Origin of the sequence: Novosphingobium aureum (assembly GCF_015865035.1) — a bacterium.
Taxonomy (GTDB): domain Bacteria; phylum Pseudomonadota; class Alphaproteobacteria; order Sphingomonadales; family Sphingomonadaceae; genus Novosphingobium; species Novosphingobium aureum.
Window position 1 is genome coordinate 140,382 of record NZ_JADZGI010000002.1, and the last position, 18,163, is coordinate 158,544.

Annotated in this window: 14 protein-coding genes; 9 read left to right on the forward strand and 5 right to left on the reverse strand. The window is 65.8% G+C overall.

From position 1 onward, the window contains the following. Positions 1 to 99 precede the first annotated feature (99 nt). The 3 genes from I5E68_RS13810 to msrA all read left to right on the forward strand — a co-directional run bounded on the left by I5E68_RS13810 (position 100) and on the right by msrA (position 4,429). Positions 100 to 1,806, forward strand: a complete 1,707-nt coding sequence (locus I5E68_RS13810) for an Hsp70 family protein (RefSeq protein WP_197165046.1) — start codon at positions 100 to 102, stop codon at positions 1,804 to 1,806. Further along, positions 1,803 to 3,623, forward strand: coding sequence for a hypothetical protein (locus I5E68_RS13815; RefSeq protein WP_197165048.1), 1,821 nt, complete (start codon positions 1,803 to 1,805; stop codon positions 3,621 to 3,623). Before I5E68_RS13810 ends, I5E68_RS13815 begins: the two co-directional genes overlap by 4 nt. A gap of 101 nt (positions 3,624 to 3,724) precedes the next feature. Then, positions 3,725 to 4,429, forward strand: a complete 705-nt coding sequence (gene msrA, locus I5E68_RS13820) for a peptide-methionine (S)-S-oxide reductase MsrA (RefSeq protein WP_370463763.1) — start codon at positions 3,725 to 3,727, stop codon at positions 4,427 to 4,429. On the opposite strand, the gene I5E68_RS13825 is transcribed toward msrA, so the two are convergent. Next, complete coding sequence (locus tag I5E68_RS13825) at positions 4,430 to 5,623, reverse strand: BaiN/RdsA family NAD(P)/FAD-dependent oxidoreductase (protein ID WP_197165050.1); 1,194 nt, start codon at positions 5,621 to 5,623, stop codon at positions 4,430 to 4,432. A gap of 72 nt (positions 5,624 to 5,695) precedes the next feature. Continuing rightward, positions 5,696 to 7,318, reverse strand: coding sequence for an NAD(P)/FAD-dependent oxidoreductase (locus I5E68_RS13830; protein ID WP_197165052.1), 1,623 nt, complete (start codon positions 7,316 to 7,318; stop codon positions 5,696 to 5,698). 233 nt (positions 7,319 to 7,551) lie between these two features. Here I5E68_RS13830 and I5E68_RS13835 point away from each other — a divergent pair, with 233 nt between their 5' ends. Next, positions 7,552 to 7,830, forward strand: a complete 279-nt coding sequence (locus I5E68_RS13835) for an antibiotic biosynthesis monooxygenase family protein (RefSeq protein ID WP_323982178.1) — start codon at positions 7,552 to 7,554, stop codon at positions 7,828 to 7,830. Further along, positions 7,827 to 8,213 (forward strand): group II truncated hemoglobin, encoded by a 387-nt coding sequence (locus tag I5E68_RS13840; RefSeq protein ID WP_197165653.1) that lies wholly within the window; start codon positions 7,827 to 7,829, stop codon positions 8,211 to 8,213. Before I5E68_RS13835 ends, I5E68_RS13840 begins: the two co-directional genes overlap by 4 nt. Before the next feature lie 21 nt (positions 8,214 to 8,234). Here the strand turns inward: I5E68_RS13840 and I5E68_RS13845 are convergent, their stop codons facing one another. After that, positions 8,235 to 8,804 carry a lipid-binding SYLF domain-containing protein gene (locus tag I5E68_RS13845; protein WP_197165054.1) on the reverse strand — a complete coding sequence of 190 codons (570 nt, stop codon included), beginning with the start codon at positions 8,802 to 8,804 and terminating at the stop codon, positions 8,235 to 8,237. A 229-nt stretch (positions 8,805 to 9,033) separates the two neighbouring features. On the opposite strand from I5E68_RS13845, the gene I5E68_RS13850 reads away from it, so the two are divergent. Genes I5E68_RS13850 through I5E68_RS13860 form a run of 3 tightly spaced genes read left to right on the forward strand, consistent with a single transcriptional unit; the run spans position 9,034 to position 13,267 of the window. Then, positions 9,034 to 11,160: a TonB-dependent siderophore receptor gene (locus tag I5E68_RS13850; RefSeq protein ID WP_197165056.1), complete on the forward strand. Its 2,127-nt coding sequence runs from the start codon at positions 9,034 to 9,036 to the stop codon at positions 11,158 to 11,160. A 14-nt stretch (positions 11,161 to 11,174) separates the two neighbouring features. After that, positions 11,175 to 11,759: a hypothetical protein gene (locus I5E68_RS13855; protein WP_197165058.1), complete on the forward strand. Its 585-nt coding sequence runs from the start codon at positions 11,175 to 11,177 to the stop codon at positions 11,757 to 11,759. Beyond that, the gene (locus tag I5E68_RS13860; RefSeq protein ID WP_197165060.1) at positions 11,744 to 13,267 is read left to right on the forward strand and encodes a PepSY-associated TM helix domain-containing protein; all 1,524 of its coding nucleotides are present in this window, start codon (positions 11,744 to 11,746) and stop codon (positions 13,265 to 13,267) included. The genes I5E68_RS13855 and I5E68_RS13860 overlap by 16 nt, the downstream gene beginning before the upstream one ends. On the opposite strand, the gene I5E68_RS13865 is transcribed toward I5E68_RS13860, so the two are convergent. Both I5E68_RS13865 and I5E68_RS13870 read right to left on the reverse strand, forming a co-directional pair. Beyond that, positions 13,215 to 14,474 (reverse strand): MFS transporter, encoded by a 1,260-nt coding sequence (locus tag I5E68_RS13865; protein WP_228727198.1) that lies wholly within the window; start codon positions 14,472 to 14,474, stop codon positions 13,215 to 13,217. The genes I5E68_RS13860 and I5E68_RS13865 overlap by 53 nt on opposite strands. A gap of 38 nt (positions 14,475 to 14,512) precedes the next feature. Further along, on the reverse strand, positions 14,513 to 16,936 hold the full coding sequence (locus I5E68_RS13870; protein ID WP_197165062.1) for a TonB-dependent receptor: 2,424 nt from the start codon (positions 16,934 to 16,936) through the stop codon (positions 14,513 to 14,515). 453 nt (positions 16,937 to 17,389) lie between these two features. Between I5E68_RS13870 and I5E68_RS13875 the strand changes: the two genes are divergently transcribed. Beyond that, positions 17,390 to 18,127: a hypothetical protein gene (locus I5E68_RS13875; protein ID WP_197165064.1), complete on the forward strand. Its 738-nt coding sequence runs from the start codon at positions 17,390 to 17,392 to the stop codon at positions 18,125 to 18,127. Positions 18,128 to 18,163 lie beyond the last annotated feature (36 nt).

Sequence of the window (18,163 nt, forward strand, 5' to 3'; positions counted from 1 at the left end):
ACGCCTGTGCACGGCTCCCTGCTGACGCGAGGGCGCGTGCCTTCGACGGTCAACGTGTGCACATCGACAGGAAACGCCCATTCACATGCTGCAGATCGAATGCTGATCGGGATTGACCTCGGGACCACCAACAGCGCCGTCGCCGTCTGGGACGGCGGCGAGGCCCGGCTCGTGCCCAACGCGCTGGGCGCGCTGCTCACGCCCTCGGCAGTCAGCATCGATGCAGAAGATCAGGTCTGGCTGGGCACCCCGGCACTCGACCGGCTGGCGATTGCCCCGCAGGATACCGCGACCAGCTTCAAGCGACTGATCGGCACGGCGGCAACCGCCTCGCTGGGCGGTTCGCTCTATCGCGCCGAGGATCTGTCCGCGCTCGTGCTCGGCGCACTCGTCGCCGATGTCGAAGCGCAGTGCGGGCAGCGCGCCACCGAAGCGGTGATTACGGTACCCGCCTATTTCAACGACCGCCAGCGCAAGGCCACGCGCAAGGCGGGCGAGCTGGCGGGCCTGCGTGTTACCCGCCTGATCAACGAGCCGACCGCGGCTGCGCTGGCCTTCGGGCTTGCCGACAAGGGTGACCGCGAGCCGTTTCTCGTCTTCGACCTTGGCGGCGGAACCTTCGACGTCTCGATCGTCGAAATGTTCGAGGGCATTGTCGAGGTGCGTGCCTCGGCCGGAGACAACCGCCTCGGAGGCGACGACTTCGACGCCGCATTGGCGACGCTGGTGCGCCCGCGCCTCGATCCCGACCGCCTGCTCGACGTCCTGCCCGCAGAGCAGCGCGATGCCCTCCTGAGCCGCGCCGCGCAGGATTGCCGCAAGGCGCTGAGCACATCGAGCGAAGCCGAGTTCGCGCTCGTGCTCGACAACCGGCGCATGGCGACCATGGTCACCGACAGCGAGTTCGAGGCGGCCTGCAAGCCACTACTCGACCGCCTGCGCGACCCGGTCGTGCGCGCCTTGCGCGATTCGCAGATCGACGCTGCCGAACTGTCCGAGATCGTGCTCGTTGGCGGCGCGACACGCATGCCGGTAGTGCGCCGCGCAATCACCCGCCTCTTCGGGCGCTTTCCCAATGCCACCGTGCATCCCGACCACGCCGTCGCGCTGGGCGCTGCGATTCAGGCCGGGCTGGCCGGACGCGACGCGGCCCTGTCTGAAATCCGCATCACGGACGTTTGTCCCTACACCTTGGGGGTCGAAGTCGCCGAGCAGGACGGTTTCGGCGGCATCCAGCGCGGCCTGTTCTCGCCGATCATCGAACGCAACACCCCGGTCCCGGTCAGCCGGATGCAGTCCTATTCGACGCTGGGCGATGCGCAGAAGAAGATCGAATTCGGGATTTACCAGGGCGAGGCCCGCGAAGTTGCCCGCAACGTGCGGCTGGGCCGCATCGAAATTCCCGTCCCCGCACGCCCCGCCGGCGAAGTCGAGGCCGAAGTGCGCTTCTCGTTCGACAGCTCCGGCCTGCTCGAAGTCGACGTGCACGTTCCGCTCGACGGTACGCAGCATTCGATCGTCATCGTCGACGAGGAAGACCGCCTCGACCCCGCCGAGCTCGAAAAGCGCCGCGAGCAGCTTGCCGCGCTCAAGTTCCACCCGCGCGAAGAGGCCGGCAACGTTGCGCTCAGGGCTCGTGCGGAGCGCTGCTACGAAGATCACCTGGGCGACATGCGCCAGATGATCGGCCACTGGATCACCCGCTTCGACGGCGCCCTCGATACGCAGGACCCGCGCCGTATCACCGAGGCTCGCGAGAGCCTCAACCGGATGCTCGACGAGATCGAGGGCAGCGCCCCGTTATGAGCGATACCTTCCCCTGGTCGACTCTGGGCATTGCCGAGACCACCGACCAGAAGGCGATCCGCAAGGCCTATGCCGATGCGATCAAGGCCATGGATCCCGACAGCGATGTCGATGGTTTCGCGACCCTGCGGCGCGCTCGCGATCTCGCGCTCAGCACGGCCCGCATCATGCGCAAGGGGGATGCCTCTCAGGACGCACGCGACACAGGACCGGCACCTGCGGCCTACGAAGCCCCGGGCGCATCGCGCTGGGGACATGCAGCCCCCGACCTAGCCGGCGAGTGGATCTACGACGATGCCCTGACGGCACGACCCACCAACGGAGATTCGCAGCTCTCCTTTACCGGCCTGTCCACGCCTGCGGCTGCGGACAGCGCGCGCGGCGAAGCGCTGTCGCTTACCCTGCCATGGGGCGGCAACGGCCTCTCCGCGCCGGTGCTCGACGGTTACGGCGAAGTCGAGGCTGCCCTCGGCCTGACCCCCGGCCAGGCACCGGTCGAGCGACTGGAAGACCTGCTGACCCGGCCCGATGGCAGCTTTCGAGAAGACCCGCTCGACGAAGCCTCGCAAGTGGTTGCAAGGCGCGCGATGCACGCGATCCTCGACGAGGCGCGCGATGCCGACGTCACGCGCCATGACCGCATCGAAGGCCGCCTTGCCGCACTGCTGGCCAATGGCTGGCCGCGCAGTGCGCCCCTGCTCGAGGAAGCCGCCCAAGGCTTCAACTGGGCAAACGAATGGGACCGCTTCGATGCCCGCCCGGTCATTGCCTTCATCGGCCAGCGCCTGCGCGGACTACGGTTCGTCTCGCGGGTAGAGGACAGCGGGCACCGTTATCACCGGGCCTGGACCGAGCTTCGCCGCCCTGGCGCGGCCCCGTTCTGGCGCAGGTTGCAGATATCCTCGTCCGATATCACAGGGCTGCTTTCCGGCATTCGCCATCACTTCCCCGAGGTCGAGGAGTATCTCGACAGCGCACGGGTCGCTTCGTGGGAAAAGAAGCGGGGCTGGCCGCGTGGGCTGCTGCTGGTCGGCTGGCTGCTCCTGCTCGGACTGTGGCTGTGGCGCATCGACTTCGGGCAAAAGCCCGAGTTCCTCGCCCCGGACGGGACCTATATCCCGCTTGCCGAAGATGCCCCGGGTCCTGCCGACATCGACAAGGCTGCCGACGCCGCGATCGCGCAGGCCTTCGGCGGGGGCCACAATCTCGACTGGCTCTGGGATCGCCAGAACGATCTTGCCAGGGACCTGATTGCCAATCTGCAGGTCATCATGCGCGCGCCGAACGCGCAGAGCGAAGCATCGCAGGCTCTCGTCGATATCGTACGCCAGCGCCTGTTTTTCACCGCGCACGGCCTCGAGGGCAGCGAACTGGAAGAGGCCGCGCGCCTGCGCCTCGATCTGTTGCAGGCTGCGAGCACCGCGAGCCCAGCCGCTTGCGTAGACTTCCTGCGCTCGGCACGGATCGAGGGCGCAGTGACGATCCCCGCAGACTTGCGCCGTCGCGAACAGGTTCTGGCAGCCCGGCTTGCCGAACAGGGCCGCCTTGCGCCGCCACGATCGTCCTCACCGCGCACGATCCGCATACCCGCAAGCCTGATCGGCAGCGTCATCGCTGCGACCGGCCTCGACCAGTCGCAGGTCCGAGCAGCACTGCGCGGCGAAGCGGAAGTGGCAGGTAAGCCCGAGCCCGTGGACCCACCGAGCGATTCCGAGCGTTGTAGGGTCGCCATTGCCCTGCTCGATGCAGCCCTGCACTGGCAGGTCGATACGCTGGCCTCACGGCAAGCCCGTACCGAGATCCTGCGCACACTTTAGGCACGGTTCAGCTTGATACTGTAGACTGCCCGCCAAGCGACGCCCATTGCTTGTACGAGACGCGTGCGAGCAATGGCCACGATGTCACGGGAGAAGCCGCCATGATCGCAGCAGCCCTGCACCCAGCCGCGAGGGGCCGCGCAACTCGCCTGCGTTTGGCCTCGTCTGCGCTGCTGTCCCTCGCTCCCCTCCTCGCCTTCTCCTTCGCACCTGCCGCCAGCGCCCGCCCCCGCGAAATGCCACCACTGCCCGCCGAACGCGAAACCGCGCGCGAGCAACAAGTCGCCGTGCTCGCAGGTGGCTGTTTCTGGGGTATCGAGGCGGTCTTCGAGCATGTCCGCGGAGTTCGTTCGGTCCACGCAGGCTATGCCGGAGGAACCGCGAAGGACGCGCATTACCGCGCGGTTTCGAGCCAGCGCACCGATCATGCCGAAGCGGTCCGGATTGCCTACGATCCGAGCGAAGTGCGCTACGCGAAATTGCTCGAGATATTCTTTGCCGTCGCGCACGACCCAACACAGCTCAACCGCCAGACGCCCGACGTCGGGCGAAGCTACCGCTCGGCCATCTTCCCGCAGAACGCGCAGCAACGACAGATCGCGCTAGACTACATTTCGGCGCTCGACATGGCGCGCACCTTCGGCAAGCCGGTTGCGACCTCGGTCGAGGACGGCGTGTTCTACCCGGCCGAAGCCTACCATCAGGACTTTCTGCGCAAGAACCCGCGCAACGCCTATATCGTACGCTGGGACATGCCCAAGCTGACCGAGCTGAAGAAGGCCTACCCTGCCCTCTACCGCGACTGATCAGGCCAGGATCGCCGAGCCTGCCGCATGGCCGCTCGCCCAGGCCCACTGGAAATTGTAGCCGCCCAGCCATCCGGTGACATCGGCTGCCTCGCCGATGACATAGAGCCCGGGCACCTTGTTCGCTTCCATCGTCTTCGACGACAGCGCTGCGGTGTCGATACCGCCTGCGGTAACCTCGGCCTTGGCAAAGCCTTCCGAACCATCGGGGACAAAAGGCCAGCGCGCGAGCCTTTCCTCGGCTGCGGTCAGCGCCTTGTCGGAAAGGTTGCCGAGATCGCCCGAAAGCGCGAGCCGCTCGGCCAGCGCATCGGCAAGGCGCCCGGGCAGCGCCTCGTTCAGAACCTTGCGCAGGCCGACACGCGGGCGCTCGCGCTTGGCCTCGCGCAGCCAGCCGCTGCGACGATCCGGCACGAGATCGGCAGCGAGCCGGTCACCACGCTGCCAGTAGCTCGACGCCTGCAGGATAGCGGGGCCGGAAAGACCGCGATGGGTGAACAGCGCCGCCTCGCGGAATTCGGCCTTGCCGAAGGTGCCGTCGATGCGCGCGACGATGTCGGTGGCAACGCCCGAGAGCTCGCGGAACAGAGCCTCTTCGGCAGGCAGTGTCAGCGGCACCAGCGCAGGGCGCGGCTGCACTACCTTGAGCCCGAACTGGCGCGCGAGGTCGTAGGCGAAACCGGTCGCGCCCATCTTGGGGATCGAGGGCCCGCCGGTCGCGATCACCAATGCTGGCGCCTGTGCGCTCTGCGCGCCGTAGCCGACCCGGAAGGCGCCGGGCTCGCCAGCGACCTCGGCGATCGCGTCGCCGCAATGGACCGTAACGTCACCGCGCGCGCATTCGGCAAGCAGCATGTCGAGGATCTGGCGCGCCGAGCCGTCGCAGAACAGCTGGCCCAGCGTCTTCTCGTGCCAGGCGATGCCGTGCGCCTCGACCAGATCGAGGAAATCGCGCGCGGTGTAGCGGCGCAGCGCCGACTTGGCGAAATGGCGGTTGGACGAGAGATAGCGCTCGGGCGCAATGCCAAGGTTGGTGAAGTTGCAGCGTCCGCCGCCCGAGATCAGGATCTTCTTGCCCGGCTTGTCGGCGTGATCGAGAACCAGCACCCGCTTGCCGCGCTGGCCTGCCGTGGCCGCGCAGAACAGCCCGGCCGCACCCGCGCCCAGCACGATGGCGTCGTATTTCTGCGTCATGCGCTGACCATGCCTCTGGACAGGCTCGACGCGAGCGGGGCCTTCGGGTTACGTGCCATGACGGTGATGAGCTCAGGCAGGGACAAGATCGAGCGCGATCGCCTCGGCGACGCGGATGCCGTCGACCGCTGCCGAGAGGATGCCCCCTGCATAGCCTGCGCCCTCGCCCGCCGGGTAGAGGCCGCGTGTGTTGAGGCTGTTGAAGTCGCGCCCGCGGGTGATGCGCAAGGGCGAGGAGGTGCGCGTCTCGACGCCGGTCATGACCACGTCGGGATGGTCGTAGCCGGGCACCTGTCGTCCGAAGACCGGCAGCGCCTCGCGCAACGCATCGACCACGAAATCGGGGAGCACCTCGGCCAGATCGGTCGGGGTGACGCCGGGCTGGTAGCTCGGGGTCACTTCGCCGAGGTCGGTCGAGGGGCGCTTGGCGAGGAAATCGCCCAGCTTCTGCCCCGGCGCCTTGTAGTTCGAGCCGCCCGCGACGAAGGCGCGCTCCTCCAGCTCGCGCTGGAGCGCGATGCCCGCGAGCGGGCTGCCGGGAAAGTCGCGCTCGGGATCAATGTCGACGACGAGGCCCGAGTTGGCGTTGAATTCAGCGCGCGAATACTGGCTCATGCCGTTGGTGACGACACGCCCTTCCTCGCTGGCGGCGGCGACCACGCGCCCGCCCGGGCACATGCAGAACGAATAGACCGTGCGCCCGTTCGAACACTTGTGCGAGATCGAGTAGGCGGCAGCGCCAAGGATCTTGTTGCCCGCATTGGGACCGTAGCGGGCCTTGTCGATCCAACCTTGCGGATGTTCGATGCGCACGCCGATCGAGAAGGGCTTGGCCTCGACATAAACGCCGCGCTTGTGCAGCACCTCGAAGGTGTCGCGCGCAGAGTGGCCGACGGCGAGCAGGACGTGGGTCGCGGGCAGGAAGTCGCCGTTCGAGAGGTGCAGCCCGACGAGCCTGCGCGCGCCGTCCTCGCCGGTCTCGACCTCGAAATCGTCGACGCGTGTGCCGAAGCGGTATTCCCCGCCCAGCTGCTCGATCGTCTCGCGCATCGACATCACCATCGTGACGAGGCGGAAGGTGCCGATATGCGGGTGTGCCTCGGTGAGAATGTCGTCGGGGGCCCCGGCCTTGACGAATTCGGTGAGGACCTTTCGACCGAGGTGGCGCGGGTCCTTGATGCGGCTGTAGAGCTTGCCGTCGGAGAAGGTCCCCGCACCGCCCTCGCCGAACTGGACGTTGCTCTCGGGATCGAGCACCGAACGGCGCCACAGGCCCCAGGTGTCCTTGGTGCGTTCGCGCACCGCCTTTCCGCGCTCGACGATGATCGGCTTCAAGCCCATCTGCGCGAGAACCAGCGCTGCGAGCAGCCCGCAAGGCCCCGCCCCGATCACCACCGGCCGCGGCCCCGCATAGTCCTCGGGCGCTCGGGTGACGAACTTGTAGCTGGTGTCGGGCGTGCGCCGCACGTGCTGGTCGCCCGCGAAGCGCTCGAGCAGTTCCGCCTCGTTCGCGACCTGAAGGTCGAGCGTATAGACCAGCTTGATCGCGCTCTTGCGCCGCGCATCGTTGCCGCGCCGGGCGACAACAAGACGCTCCAGCGCCTCGGGGGTAATACCGAGACGCTCGCAGGCGGCGCGCTCGAGGTCCTGCGGAGCATGGTCGAGCGGCAAGGCAAGGTCGGACAGTCGGATCATGGCGCGCCCTTATACACCTTTACAGGCCAGCGCCATCGTCTTGCGAAGAGTCTGACGCTGCTCCCGAAGGGCCGCGAGGCTGCCCGCAAAAACCTAAGAGAGCCCTTTGCCAGCCCTCCGCATGCGGTCTAGAAGCGCGCCCGAAGGCAACCCCGGGACAGGAGACCGGCCATGTTCATCGCGATGAACCGCTTCCAGGTCGTGCACGGCGACGAGGACAAGTTCGAGACCATGTGGAAGACTCGCGAGAGCTTCCTACAGGACGTGCCGGGCTTGCCGGTTTCGCCCTGCTGCGCGGCCCCGGCGAAGCCGACCACACGCTCTACGCCTCGCATACGCGCTGGGCATCGCGCGATGCCTTCGAGGCGTGGACCCGCTCGGACGCATTCCGCAAGGCCCACGCCAATGCCGGCACGCGCGGCGAGACGGACAAGCCGACTTACCTCGGACCGCCACGCTTCGAAGGCTTCGAGGCCGTCCACACCATTGCCGCACCGGGAGAGGAAAACTGAGCGAGCCGACCCTCTATGAGCGCATCGGCGGCGCGCCGACCATCGCGGCCCTCGTCGACGGCTTCTACGACCGCATGGACGCACGCGAGGAAGCGCGCGACCTGCGCGCATTGCACCGCGAAGATCTCTCCGAATCGCGCCGCAGCCTCAAGAACTACCTCAGCGAATGGCTCGGTGGCCCTGCACTCTACAGCCCCGAGAAAGGCCATCCGCGCATGCGCATGCGCCACATGCACGTGAAGATCGGCCTCGCTGCACGCGACGCGTGGCTCGCCTGCATGCGCGACGCGCTCGACGAGACCGTCAGTGACGAGGAGGCGCGCGCCGCTATCTACGGCAACATGGCCAAGCTCGCCGACTGGATGCGCAACGTCGAGGGCTGAGGACGCAAGGGCCCTGCCTGCTTACTTGCTCGGATGGATTTCCTTGGTGCGGCTGCCCTTGAGGCTGATCCCCGCCATCAGGCCCTTCTGGCTGAAGGCGAAGGCGTAGACCGCCTTGTCGAGGCTGGTCGTATCGAGTTCGGCCGCAGCGCCCTTGTCGAGCACGACCACGTTGGGATCGGAGCCGACGTCCCAGTTGGCATCCGAGGAGGCCTCGGCAAGCTTTTCGTCGGTCATGAAGAACAGCGCATAGCCATAACTCTGCCCACCCGCCTGCAGGCCGACCGAGGCGCTCGAGATGTTGAAATACTTCGAGACCTTGTCGTCGACGAGCAGCACCCCGTCGCCCGAGGAACCGGCGATGACGAAGCCGCCCTTGATGATGTTGGGGAAGACCATCACGCCCTTGGCACGCTCGCCGATGGCGGCCGCCTTGGGATTGCCCGCATAGAGTTCGGCCAGCGCGGCGCGCGACTTGGCCTCGATCTCCGCGGCAGGTTCGCGCGCCATGGCCGGGACCGGCAACATGCTGGCCAGTGCCGCCGCGGACAGGGTCATCATCGCCGACCTACGCGTAAATCCGGTGAACATCGAAGGATCTCCCAGCTGAGCCTGGCGGGAAAGTCCGCCATTCCTGCAAGGTTCTACGCAAGGTCAAGGCCCTGCGACCATCGACATAAACCCTGAATTCGCCCGGCGAGGCCCCGGTCAATGCCTCGGCTTGTCCACGCAAGCGCCGGCCATGCCGGTTGACACCATGCCTCCACCTGATAGATCGCGATTCGCTAATGATAATGACTATCAATAACGGAGACTAATCGTGATCGCAGACCGGGGCTTCAACATGGGGACAGGACAGGCGCAGGCGCCCGGCATGCGCGCGGGCACCTCCCGGCTCGCGATTGCGCTGGCGACGATCGGCCTCGGCCTCGGTCTCGCTACGGGTGTTCAGGCAGCCGAAGCGGAAATTGGCTCCGGCGACATCGTGGTGACAGGCGCGGTGCCCGACGACTACACCGTCGAAGGCCAGTCCAGCTCGACCCGCCTCGACATCTCGCTGCGCGAAACGCCCCAGTCGGTCAGCGTCGTCAGCCGCGCGCAGATCGAGGACTTCAATCTCGACACCGTGCGCGATGTCCTGCGCCGCACCACCGGCGTGAACGTCGAGACGTTCGATTCGGAGCGCACTTATTACAATGCACGCGGCTTCGACATCGTCAGCTTCCAGTACGATGGCGTCGGTATGCCGCTGGCGCAGGGTATCCAGATCGGCGCAGCCGACACCGCGCTGTTCGAGCGCGTCGAGATCGTGCGCGGCGCGACCGGCCTGCTCTCGCAGACCGGCAACCCCTCGGCCACGATCAACTTCGTGCGCAAGCGCGCCAAGCGCGAGACCGGCGGTTATGCAACCTTGTCCTACGGCTCGTTCGACCAGGTGCGCGGCGACGTGGACGTCAATGCCGCCCTGACCGAGAACGGCGGTCTGCGTGCCCGCTTCGTCGGCGCTTACGAAAGCGCCGATAGCTACCTCGACTATTACTCGACCTCGCGTCTTACGCTCTACGGCACCGTCTCTGCGGACCTCGGCCCCGACACCGTCGCGACGGTCGGCTATTCCTGGCAGGAAAGCGCGCCGAAGGGCGTGACCTGGGGCGCGCTGCCGGTGACCGATGCCGAAGGCAATCCGGCATCGTACGACCGCTCGACCTCGAGTGCGCAGCCCTGGACCAACTGGACTTCGACCGACCGCCAGCTCTTCGCCGATATCACGCATGATCTGGGCAACGACTGGCAAGCCAAGGTCTCTGTCCAGCGCCGTGCCTTCGATGGCGATGCCGAGCTGTTCTACATCTATTACTCGGGCGACACGCTCGTCTCCTATCCCGGTGCCTACAAAGACCATCAGCGCGATACGACCATTGATGCGCATATCGGCGGCAGCTTCGAGCTGGCCGGGCGCGAGCACGAGGTCCTGTTCGGCGGCACCTATGGCGAACAGCGGCTGATCGAATCGCAGGCCAGCGCGCCCGATTCCTTCGGCATTCCCCTGCCCGGCGACACCGCCTTCCAGGGCACTTTCCCTTATCCCGACTTCGGCGACTACGCCGTCGCGGCCGATTACACGACCAAGATCTACACCGGCTACGGCCTTGCTCGCCTCTCGCTTGCCGAGCCGCTCAAGCTGATGCTCGGCGGCAATGTCGCGCGGGCAGAACGCAACGGCGTCTCCTATGGCACGCCCTACAATTTCGCGAAGACCAAGTTCCTGCCCTTCGCCGGCGTGACGCTCGACCTCACCGGCAACCTCACCGCCTATGCCAGCTATGCAACGATCTTCAATCCGCAGGTCGAGACCGACATCGACGGCAACGTGCTCGCACCGCTCGAGGGCGAGACCTACGAGGCGGGCATCAAGGGCGAGTGGCTGGAAGGTCGCCTCAATGCCTCGCTCGCCGTGTTCAAGACCAAGCAGGACAACGTCGCTCGGCAGGCAGGCTTCAACCCGGATCTCGGGATCAACTACTACACCGCCGAGGACAACCGCTCGCAAGGTGTGGAATTCGACGTGAGCGGCGAACTGCTCCCCGGCCTGCAGCTCACCGGCGGCTATGCCTATGTCGATATCGAGGACGATGCCGGAGAGGATGCACGCCTGTTCATCCCGCGCCATACGGTACGCCTGACCGCTGCCTATACGCCGCCCGCCCTTGAGGCGCTACGTCTGGGCGCATCGGCCCGCTATCAGAGCAAGATCGAGAACGGCGTGACACAGGGCGACTATGCTCTCGTCGATCTCATGGCCCGCTACCAGCTCACTCCGAACATCTCGCTCGGCGCCAACGTCGATAACGTGACCGGCGTGAAGTACTGGTCGAGCCTGCAGAGCGCCCAAGCCTACTATGGCGCCCCGCGCACCGTGCGCGGCACGCTCGGCCTGAGCTTCTGAGCATGACGGGGGCGATGACCGCGACGCTGCTTGGCGCCTGCCTTCTCCTTGCCGCGGCAGGACCAGTCCTGTTGCGGGTGGGCTGGCAAAGCCGACGCGACGCGGTTGTCGCCGGTTGGGCGGCGCTGATACTGGCCAGCGTAATCGCGCTTGGCAGGTTCGGTGCCTGGGGCCTTGCCACTGGCGCGGCCACGGCCTCGCTCGTCGCCATGGCGCTGCTCGCGCATGCGGCGGGCATGACACCAGCTCCGGCGCGGCCGGTCCGCGACCCGAACAAGCGTCGCTCCACGCCCGCCCCATCCCCGCAATCCGGGGCATCGCGCATGGCCGCAAGAGACCTCTCCCGGCGCATTGGAGTGTTTCTCATCGCTGTCCCGCTGGACATTGCCGCTGCGCTAGCCTTCGCCTGGGCCAGCCAGCGCTGGCTGTACCTCGCGGGCTGGCAACCGGCCAACAGCACGCTCTTCGCGCTCTTGGTCCTGCCGCTCACCTGGCTGGCGCTGCTCAGCTGGCAGATGACCCGCTCGCGCCCGCTGCCCATGATCCCGGCCGCGTTGTTCACCGCCCTTCCCGGAGGCCTGACATGGCTGACCCTGTGACCCCGCCCACCGTGGGCGCCTCTTCCTCCCGCGCTCCGGCGGCTCCCGGCTTCGTGCAGCGTGCCTTGTCCGGGCATGCTGCCGTCGGGCTGCTCGCAAGCGGCCTGCTCTACCTGGTCTGCCTCACCGGCGCGCTGGCAGTGTTCCAGCAGGACCTGCAACGCTGGGAGGAACCGGGCATCACCGAGGTCGCGCAGGTCAGCCCCGCCGCCGTGCAGCACGCACTGGAGGACACGCTCGCGCGGCAGGACAAGCCGACCGACCATGCCTATGTCCACATGCCGACGCGCGGGCTCCCGCGCCTCGTGGTCACCACCGACAACGGCGCGAACTACGTCGATGGCGATGGTGCCTTCGTTGCACCCGAAGCCCATGCATGGACCGAGTTCGTGCTCACCATGCACTACTATCTGCACCTGCCACCGACCTGGGGGGTGATGTTCACCGGACTGCTCGGCGTGATGCTGTGTGTCGCACTGGTGACCGGGGTTCTCGCTCATCCGCGCATATTCCGCGATGCCTTTCGCATGCGCCTGCGCGCCCGCCCCCAGCTCGCGCGCGCCGACCTGCACAACCGCTTCGGCGTCTGGCTGCTGCCGTTTGCCGGTGCCGTTGCCTTTACCGGGGCGGTCATTGGCCTAGGCCAGCTCGTCTTCGTGACGATCGCGCAGGAGCGCCACGGCGGTGATCTCGAGACGGCCTACGCCCCGTTGTTTGGCGAGCACCCCGCGCACGACCCGCGCCCTGCCCCCGTAGCGCGCGCCGACCGTGCGCTGGCCTGGATGGTGCGCCATCACCCCGAGCACCGCGTCACTTACGTCACAATCGAGGAGACCGGCACGCGCGGCCAGCAGATCTCGGTACTGGCCGATCACGACCGACGCCTGATTTATGGCGAGAGCTACCTGTTCGACGGCGAAGGCCGCTTCAAGCGCAAGCTCGGCCTGTCCGACGGTGCGCTCGGCCAGCAGGCAGCCGCCTCGGTCTACAAGCTGCATTTCGGCACCTTCGCCGGAATTCCGGTCGAACTCGCCTATCTCGGCTTTGGTCTCGGGCTATGCGCGATCATCTCCACAGGCACGACGCTTTGGCTGATGAAGCGCCGCTCGCGCGGGACACCCTCGCCCCGGCTCGAAGCCTTGTGGGCGGTGACGATCTGGGGCGCGCCGCTGCTGATGGTGGCAGCCTACTGGCTGCGCGCGCTGGGCGGGGCCGAGATGCCGCTGACCGGCGGGTTCTGGCTGGCCTTTGCGCTACTCGGCGCCCTCGCTGCGGCGATGCCAGGGCTGGCGCGCAAGCTCAATCTGCGCCTGCTACTCGCCGCCGCGCTAGCCGCGACGGGAGCGGGGCACTATCTCGCGAACGCGCAGCTTCCGGCGGCAAGTATCATGATCGACGTCGCGCTGGCGCTTGGCGGCGTCCTGCTAGCCCTGCCGGAGCTGCGCAGCCCCGGCATCAGACTTGCGAAATCTCCGCCGGCGCCAGATCCTCGATCTGTACCCGGTTGAAATCGGGATAGCGCCCGAGGCCGAGCAACAGCGCGCCACCCACGCCGAACAGGCCGATCGCAACGCCGAGCATGATGTCGTAGGTCCCGGTGGCATCGCGCACGGCGCCGTAGAGCATCGGCGAGATCGAGGAGCCGATGCCGAAGGGGGCATAGAGCGAACCATAGATCTTGCCATAGTGGCGCAGGCCGAAATAGCGCGCTGTCATGAAGGCGACGATGTCGCTCTCGGTGCCAGCCGCGACACCGATGAGAAAGCCCCCCAGAGCCACGAATGCGAAGCTGGATCCGGTGCCCATCAACACAAAGCACGCAAGTGCGGGGAGCAGCATCGCCGGGAAGGCAACGCCTGGCGCCCAGAAGCGGTCGAACAGATAGCCGATGCCGAGCCGCCCGACGAGGATGCCGAGTGCAACGACGCTCATCACCGTGGCCGCGTCGCCCGTGGTAAAGCCGTGCAGCTTGACGATCTCGACCATCTGAACGTGAGCGCCGCCATAGGCGACCGAGATCAGCAAGGTGCTGACCAGCAGGAGCCAGAACTGGCGTCCGCGCATCGCCTGCTTGAGCGAGATGCCGCTGACCATGCCGTCGGCCCCGGCACTGATCGTCGCCGGACGTTCCTCGGGCCTCGGTTCGCGGTACCAGGCAACGATGAACGGCATTGCGAGGAACAGCGCAAAGAGCGTCGCTGCCGGGAAGGCGAGCCGCCAGCCGCCGATGCCGATTGCGAAATTGACGAAGTGCGGCACGACCATCGCGGTCGCACTGGTGCCGAGCAAGGTTATGCCGAGCGCCAGCCCGCGGTGCTTGTCGAACCACATTGCCACCGCGCGGCTCCAGATCACCGGGGTCGAGCCGATCGCGACCGCCCCCAGCGCGAGCCAGAACAGGTACCAGCCCACGATCCAGTTCGGTGTGAAGTAGAACGAGGAAAAGACCAGGATGAAGGCCGCCAGCGAGGCAATGCCCACCTTGCGTACGCCGTGGCGATCGCACAGCGAGCCATAGAACGGCGCGAGCAGCGCGGCCGGGATACCCCAGAACAGGGTGGCCGCGCTGATCTGCGTATAGTCCCAGCCGAATTCCTCGTGGATGGGGCCTATGACGAGCGAGAAGACGTTGAACGGGATCGGCGAGGCGCCGCAGGCGGTCCCCAGCAGGGCGGCGAAAATGATCTTCCACCCCTTCTTGAATTCATTAGCCAATTGTCTTGCCTCGCCGATCCCGTGGTTGGTTCAGATAATCAGAAGTTGAAGCGCAGCTTACCCATCACGGTGCGCGGCGCATTGATGTACGAGTAGCCCAGATAGCTCTGCGGATAAGCCTTGTTCGTGCAGTTCTGGCAATTGACCGAAAACTGCCAGGCATTGTCCGGGCCATTGAGCGCCAGCCCCGCGTTGAACATCCACAGCGAGCTGGCATGCGAACCGACAACGTAGCGATTGCCCGCGCCTTCGTACGTGCCGGTGCCCGTGTCCGCATCGTAGTAGATGGTGCGGTTGGCCGACTGCACTTCCATCGCCGAGCGCCAGGTCGCATCGACCGAGGGCACGACCGAGAGCGCGCCGACCGGGATCTCGTAGCTCGCGCCCATGGAGAGGGTCCAGTCGGGGGTACGCACCGGGGTCGAGATTTCGCCGCTGTCGGTGACGATGCCCACGCCGCAGCGCGTGGTATCGCCAGCCAGACACTGCGCCTGCTGGGCAGCCACCGAGAGCACGCCATATTCGTCGGTCTCGGGGGCATTGGCGTCGATCAGGTACTTGTCGTCCTGATAACCACCGCTCAGGTGCAGGTTGAGGCCCGGCGTCGGCACGAAGACGAACTCGGCCTCCACGCCCTTGTTGCGGTAATCGGCGAAGTTGCGGGTGAGAAAGGCGATCGAGCCGTTGTCACGCACGAAGCCCGCCGGGGTCTGCAGGTCGGTGATGTCCATCCAGTAGACCGTGAGGTTCGCGCGCAGCATGCGGTCGAACCATTCCGACTTGATACCCGCCTCGTAGCTCCAGACCTTTTCGGGGCTGAAAGGCAGGAATTCGCCCGGACGTGTCGCGCGCGAGGCCCAGCCGCCCGACTTGAAGCCCTTGGTCGCGCTGGCGTAGAGCAGCACGTCATCGGCCGCCTGATAATTGATCGCGAAGCGCGGGGTCCAGATCTTGGTCTTCTGCTCGAGCGGGATGTTGGCCGCGACAAGGTTGTCATTGTTCAGACACCCTGCCCCGCCCGCAGCGCAGCTGGGACGCAGGTCGTAGATGCCCACCTTCTTGATCTCGTCGGTATAGCGGATACCCGCGGTAACCTTGAGCTTGTCGGTGATGTTGGCATCGAACTGCGCATAGCCGGCGATGGATTCGGTCGAGTTCTTCAGGATCTTGTCGTCGAGCAGCAGCGCGAACGACGAGGAAACACCGAAGATGTCCGCCGTGTTCGTGTTGTTCTTCTCCTTCATGTAGAAGGCGCCCACGACGTAGTCGAGGAAGCCGCCGAAGGCAGAACCGTTGACCTTGACTTCCTGGCTGAACTGGTCGGTCCAGATGTCGGCAAGGATGGTGAAGCCGCCAAAGTCGTAGCCGCCGACCGCAGGATAGGGATTGGCCGTCGAAGGCGCCGAGCGACCGTCGTAGAAGTCGAGTCCGTATTCCATGTTCTGGCGCAGGTAGCCGGTGATGAACTCGACCGTGGCATCGTCCGAGACATCGATCGCCAGCTTGGAGGTAATGAGGTCGGTGACCGCCTTGCTGCCATTGCCGTAGTAGGCCTTGTCACCGGTCACGCCGAGATCGGCGAAAACGTCCGAGGAGGCCTCGGTGTAGCCGGTCGAGGCGAAGCGGCCGTCGCAATCGGTGGGATCAGCGGGGTTGCACTCGAAGTTGAGGATGTTCTCGGACTTGTCGACGATGTGGGTGTAACCGCCCGACCAGCGCACGCTGTCGCTCAGTTCGCCGCGCAGCGCGAGACGCGCGCCCCAGCCGTCGATGTCGTTGAGCTTGTCGCCGGTGGTCACGTTCTTCACGTAGCCGTCGCTGTCCTGCCAGTAGGCCGACACCTTGGCCGCGAAGGTTTCGGCGAGCGGGATGTTGATCGTGCCGCGCAGCTGCTTGGCCTCGTAAGTCCCGTAACCGCCTTCGACGAAGCCGCCGATCGTGCCGAACTCGGGCTCGGCCATGTGCACGCTAACCGCGCCGCCCGTGGTGTTGCGCCCGAACAGCGTGCCCTGCGGGCCGCGCAGGACCTCGATCCTGTCGACGTCGAACATCGAGAAGTTGTTGGCGCCCTGGCGCGAGATGTAAACGTCGTCGACGTAGGTCCCGACCGGCGGATCGAAGGTGGCGATGGACTCCGTCGAGCCGATACCGCGGATGTAATAGGTGTTCGACGAACCCAGACCGGTGTTGTTCATCGCGATCATGTTCGGGATGTACTGGGCAACCTGGAGTGCGTTGGTGACGCCACGTGCCTCAAGCTCGGCGCCCGAGATCGCCGAGATCGCGATCGGCACGTTCTGCTGGCTTTCCTGGCGGCGCTGTGCGGTCACGACGATATCGGTAACCTGCCCGGAGACCTCGCGACGCGAACCAGCATCGGCCTCGTCCTGAGCATGGGCGGGAGCAGCGATCGCGAGCATGCCGCACAGTGCGGTGGTCGCGCTCAAAATTGTCTTCCTCATGAGCCATCCCTTTGTGTCTTGCGGGCGTCTCGCCTGTCCGCGGCACCCCGTTGCGCAAAAGCGTCCATCCGCGACGGGACGAAACGGCTGAGACAGCCTCCGATCTGGGTCGGCTAGCAGCAGCCTCAGCGCCCGCAAGGTTCGTTCGATCCGCCCCCAAGTCAAGCACGAAATGGCGACACTTGACTTTTTTGACATAAAAATATTACAAAAAGCCTCAGCCGCTTTCGACTCAATCGAAAATTTCCAAAAAATCGGCTTGAATCCATAGGTTTCAGTCAAGAACTAGAGGCATTCAAATCCGACAGTCGGACAGATCCAGTTAAGTCGACTATCGACTTCTGGCTTAATTTGTACGGACATATTGCAGGGCAGGGACATTGCGTGCGCAGCCTTCGCCGAGCCGCCGATCACTTTCCCGAAAGATCGCATATCAATTAGAAGGGACCCCAGATGACCGATGCCCCGACCGAGGCCTTCGCACCGCTGCCCGCGCGACGCGGACTGATCGAATATCGCCGTCGGAACGAACGCGCGCGCTGGGGCTTCGAACGCTGGGAAATCACCCGTGGAAGTGACGGAATGCGTACACTCAGCGCACACTGCGAACTGGCCGTGGCAGGTGAGCAGGTGGTGCGCGACAACGTGCTCTCGGTCCATGACGACTTCCATCCCGCCGAGGCCTACGTGCGGGTCATGAACAAGGGCGAACTGACCGGAAGCGGCTGGTTCCGCTTCACCGATACCGAGGCCGAGTGCGAGAGCTTCTCGCGCGATCTGGGCCGGGTCAGCCAGACAATCGCCATCCAGCGCCCGATGCGCGGCTTCGGCGTTCATGCGGTGCAATCAGACGGCTGGCTCGCCGCGACCTTCCCTTTTGACAAGGGGCCCGGACACGTCGCCTTCATGGGCCGCAACCTGATGCACAGCCTGCACCATCTGGGTGCCACCGGGCCAAGCCTGTGCACCACGACTTCGGGCTTCGAGTTCGTCGGGGTCGAGACGATCGAGGTTCCTGCCGGGCGTTTCGAGTGCAACCGCATGCGCCTTCGCGGCATCGTCAACGACCATCCGCCCTACGACATGTGGCTGAGCCGCGACGGCGACTGCCTCTACGTCAAGGGCGAGGCACAGGGCTATCTCGATTCCGTATTCGAACTCGTCGAACTCGAAGGCGATCCGCTCGGCTGACCCCGTCGGAAACACCTCTCCTTACTTCTCACCTAC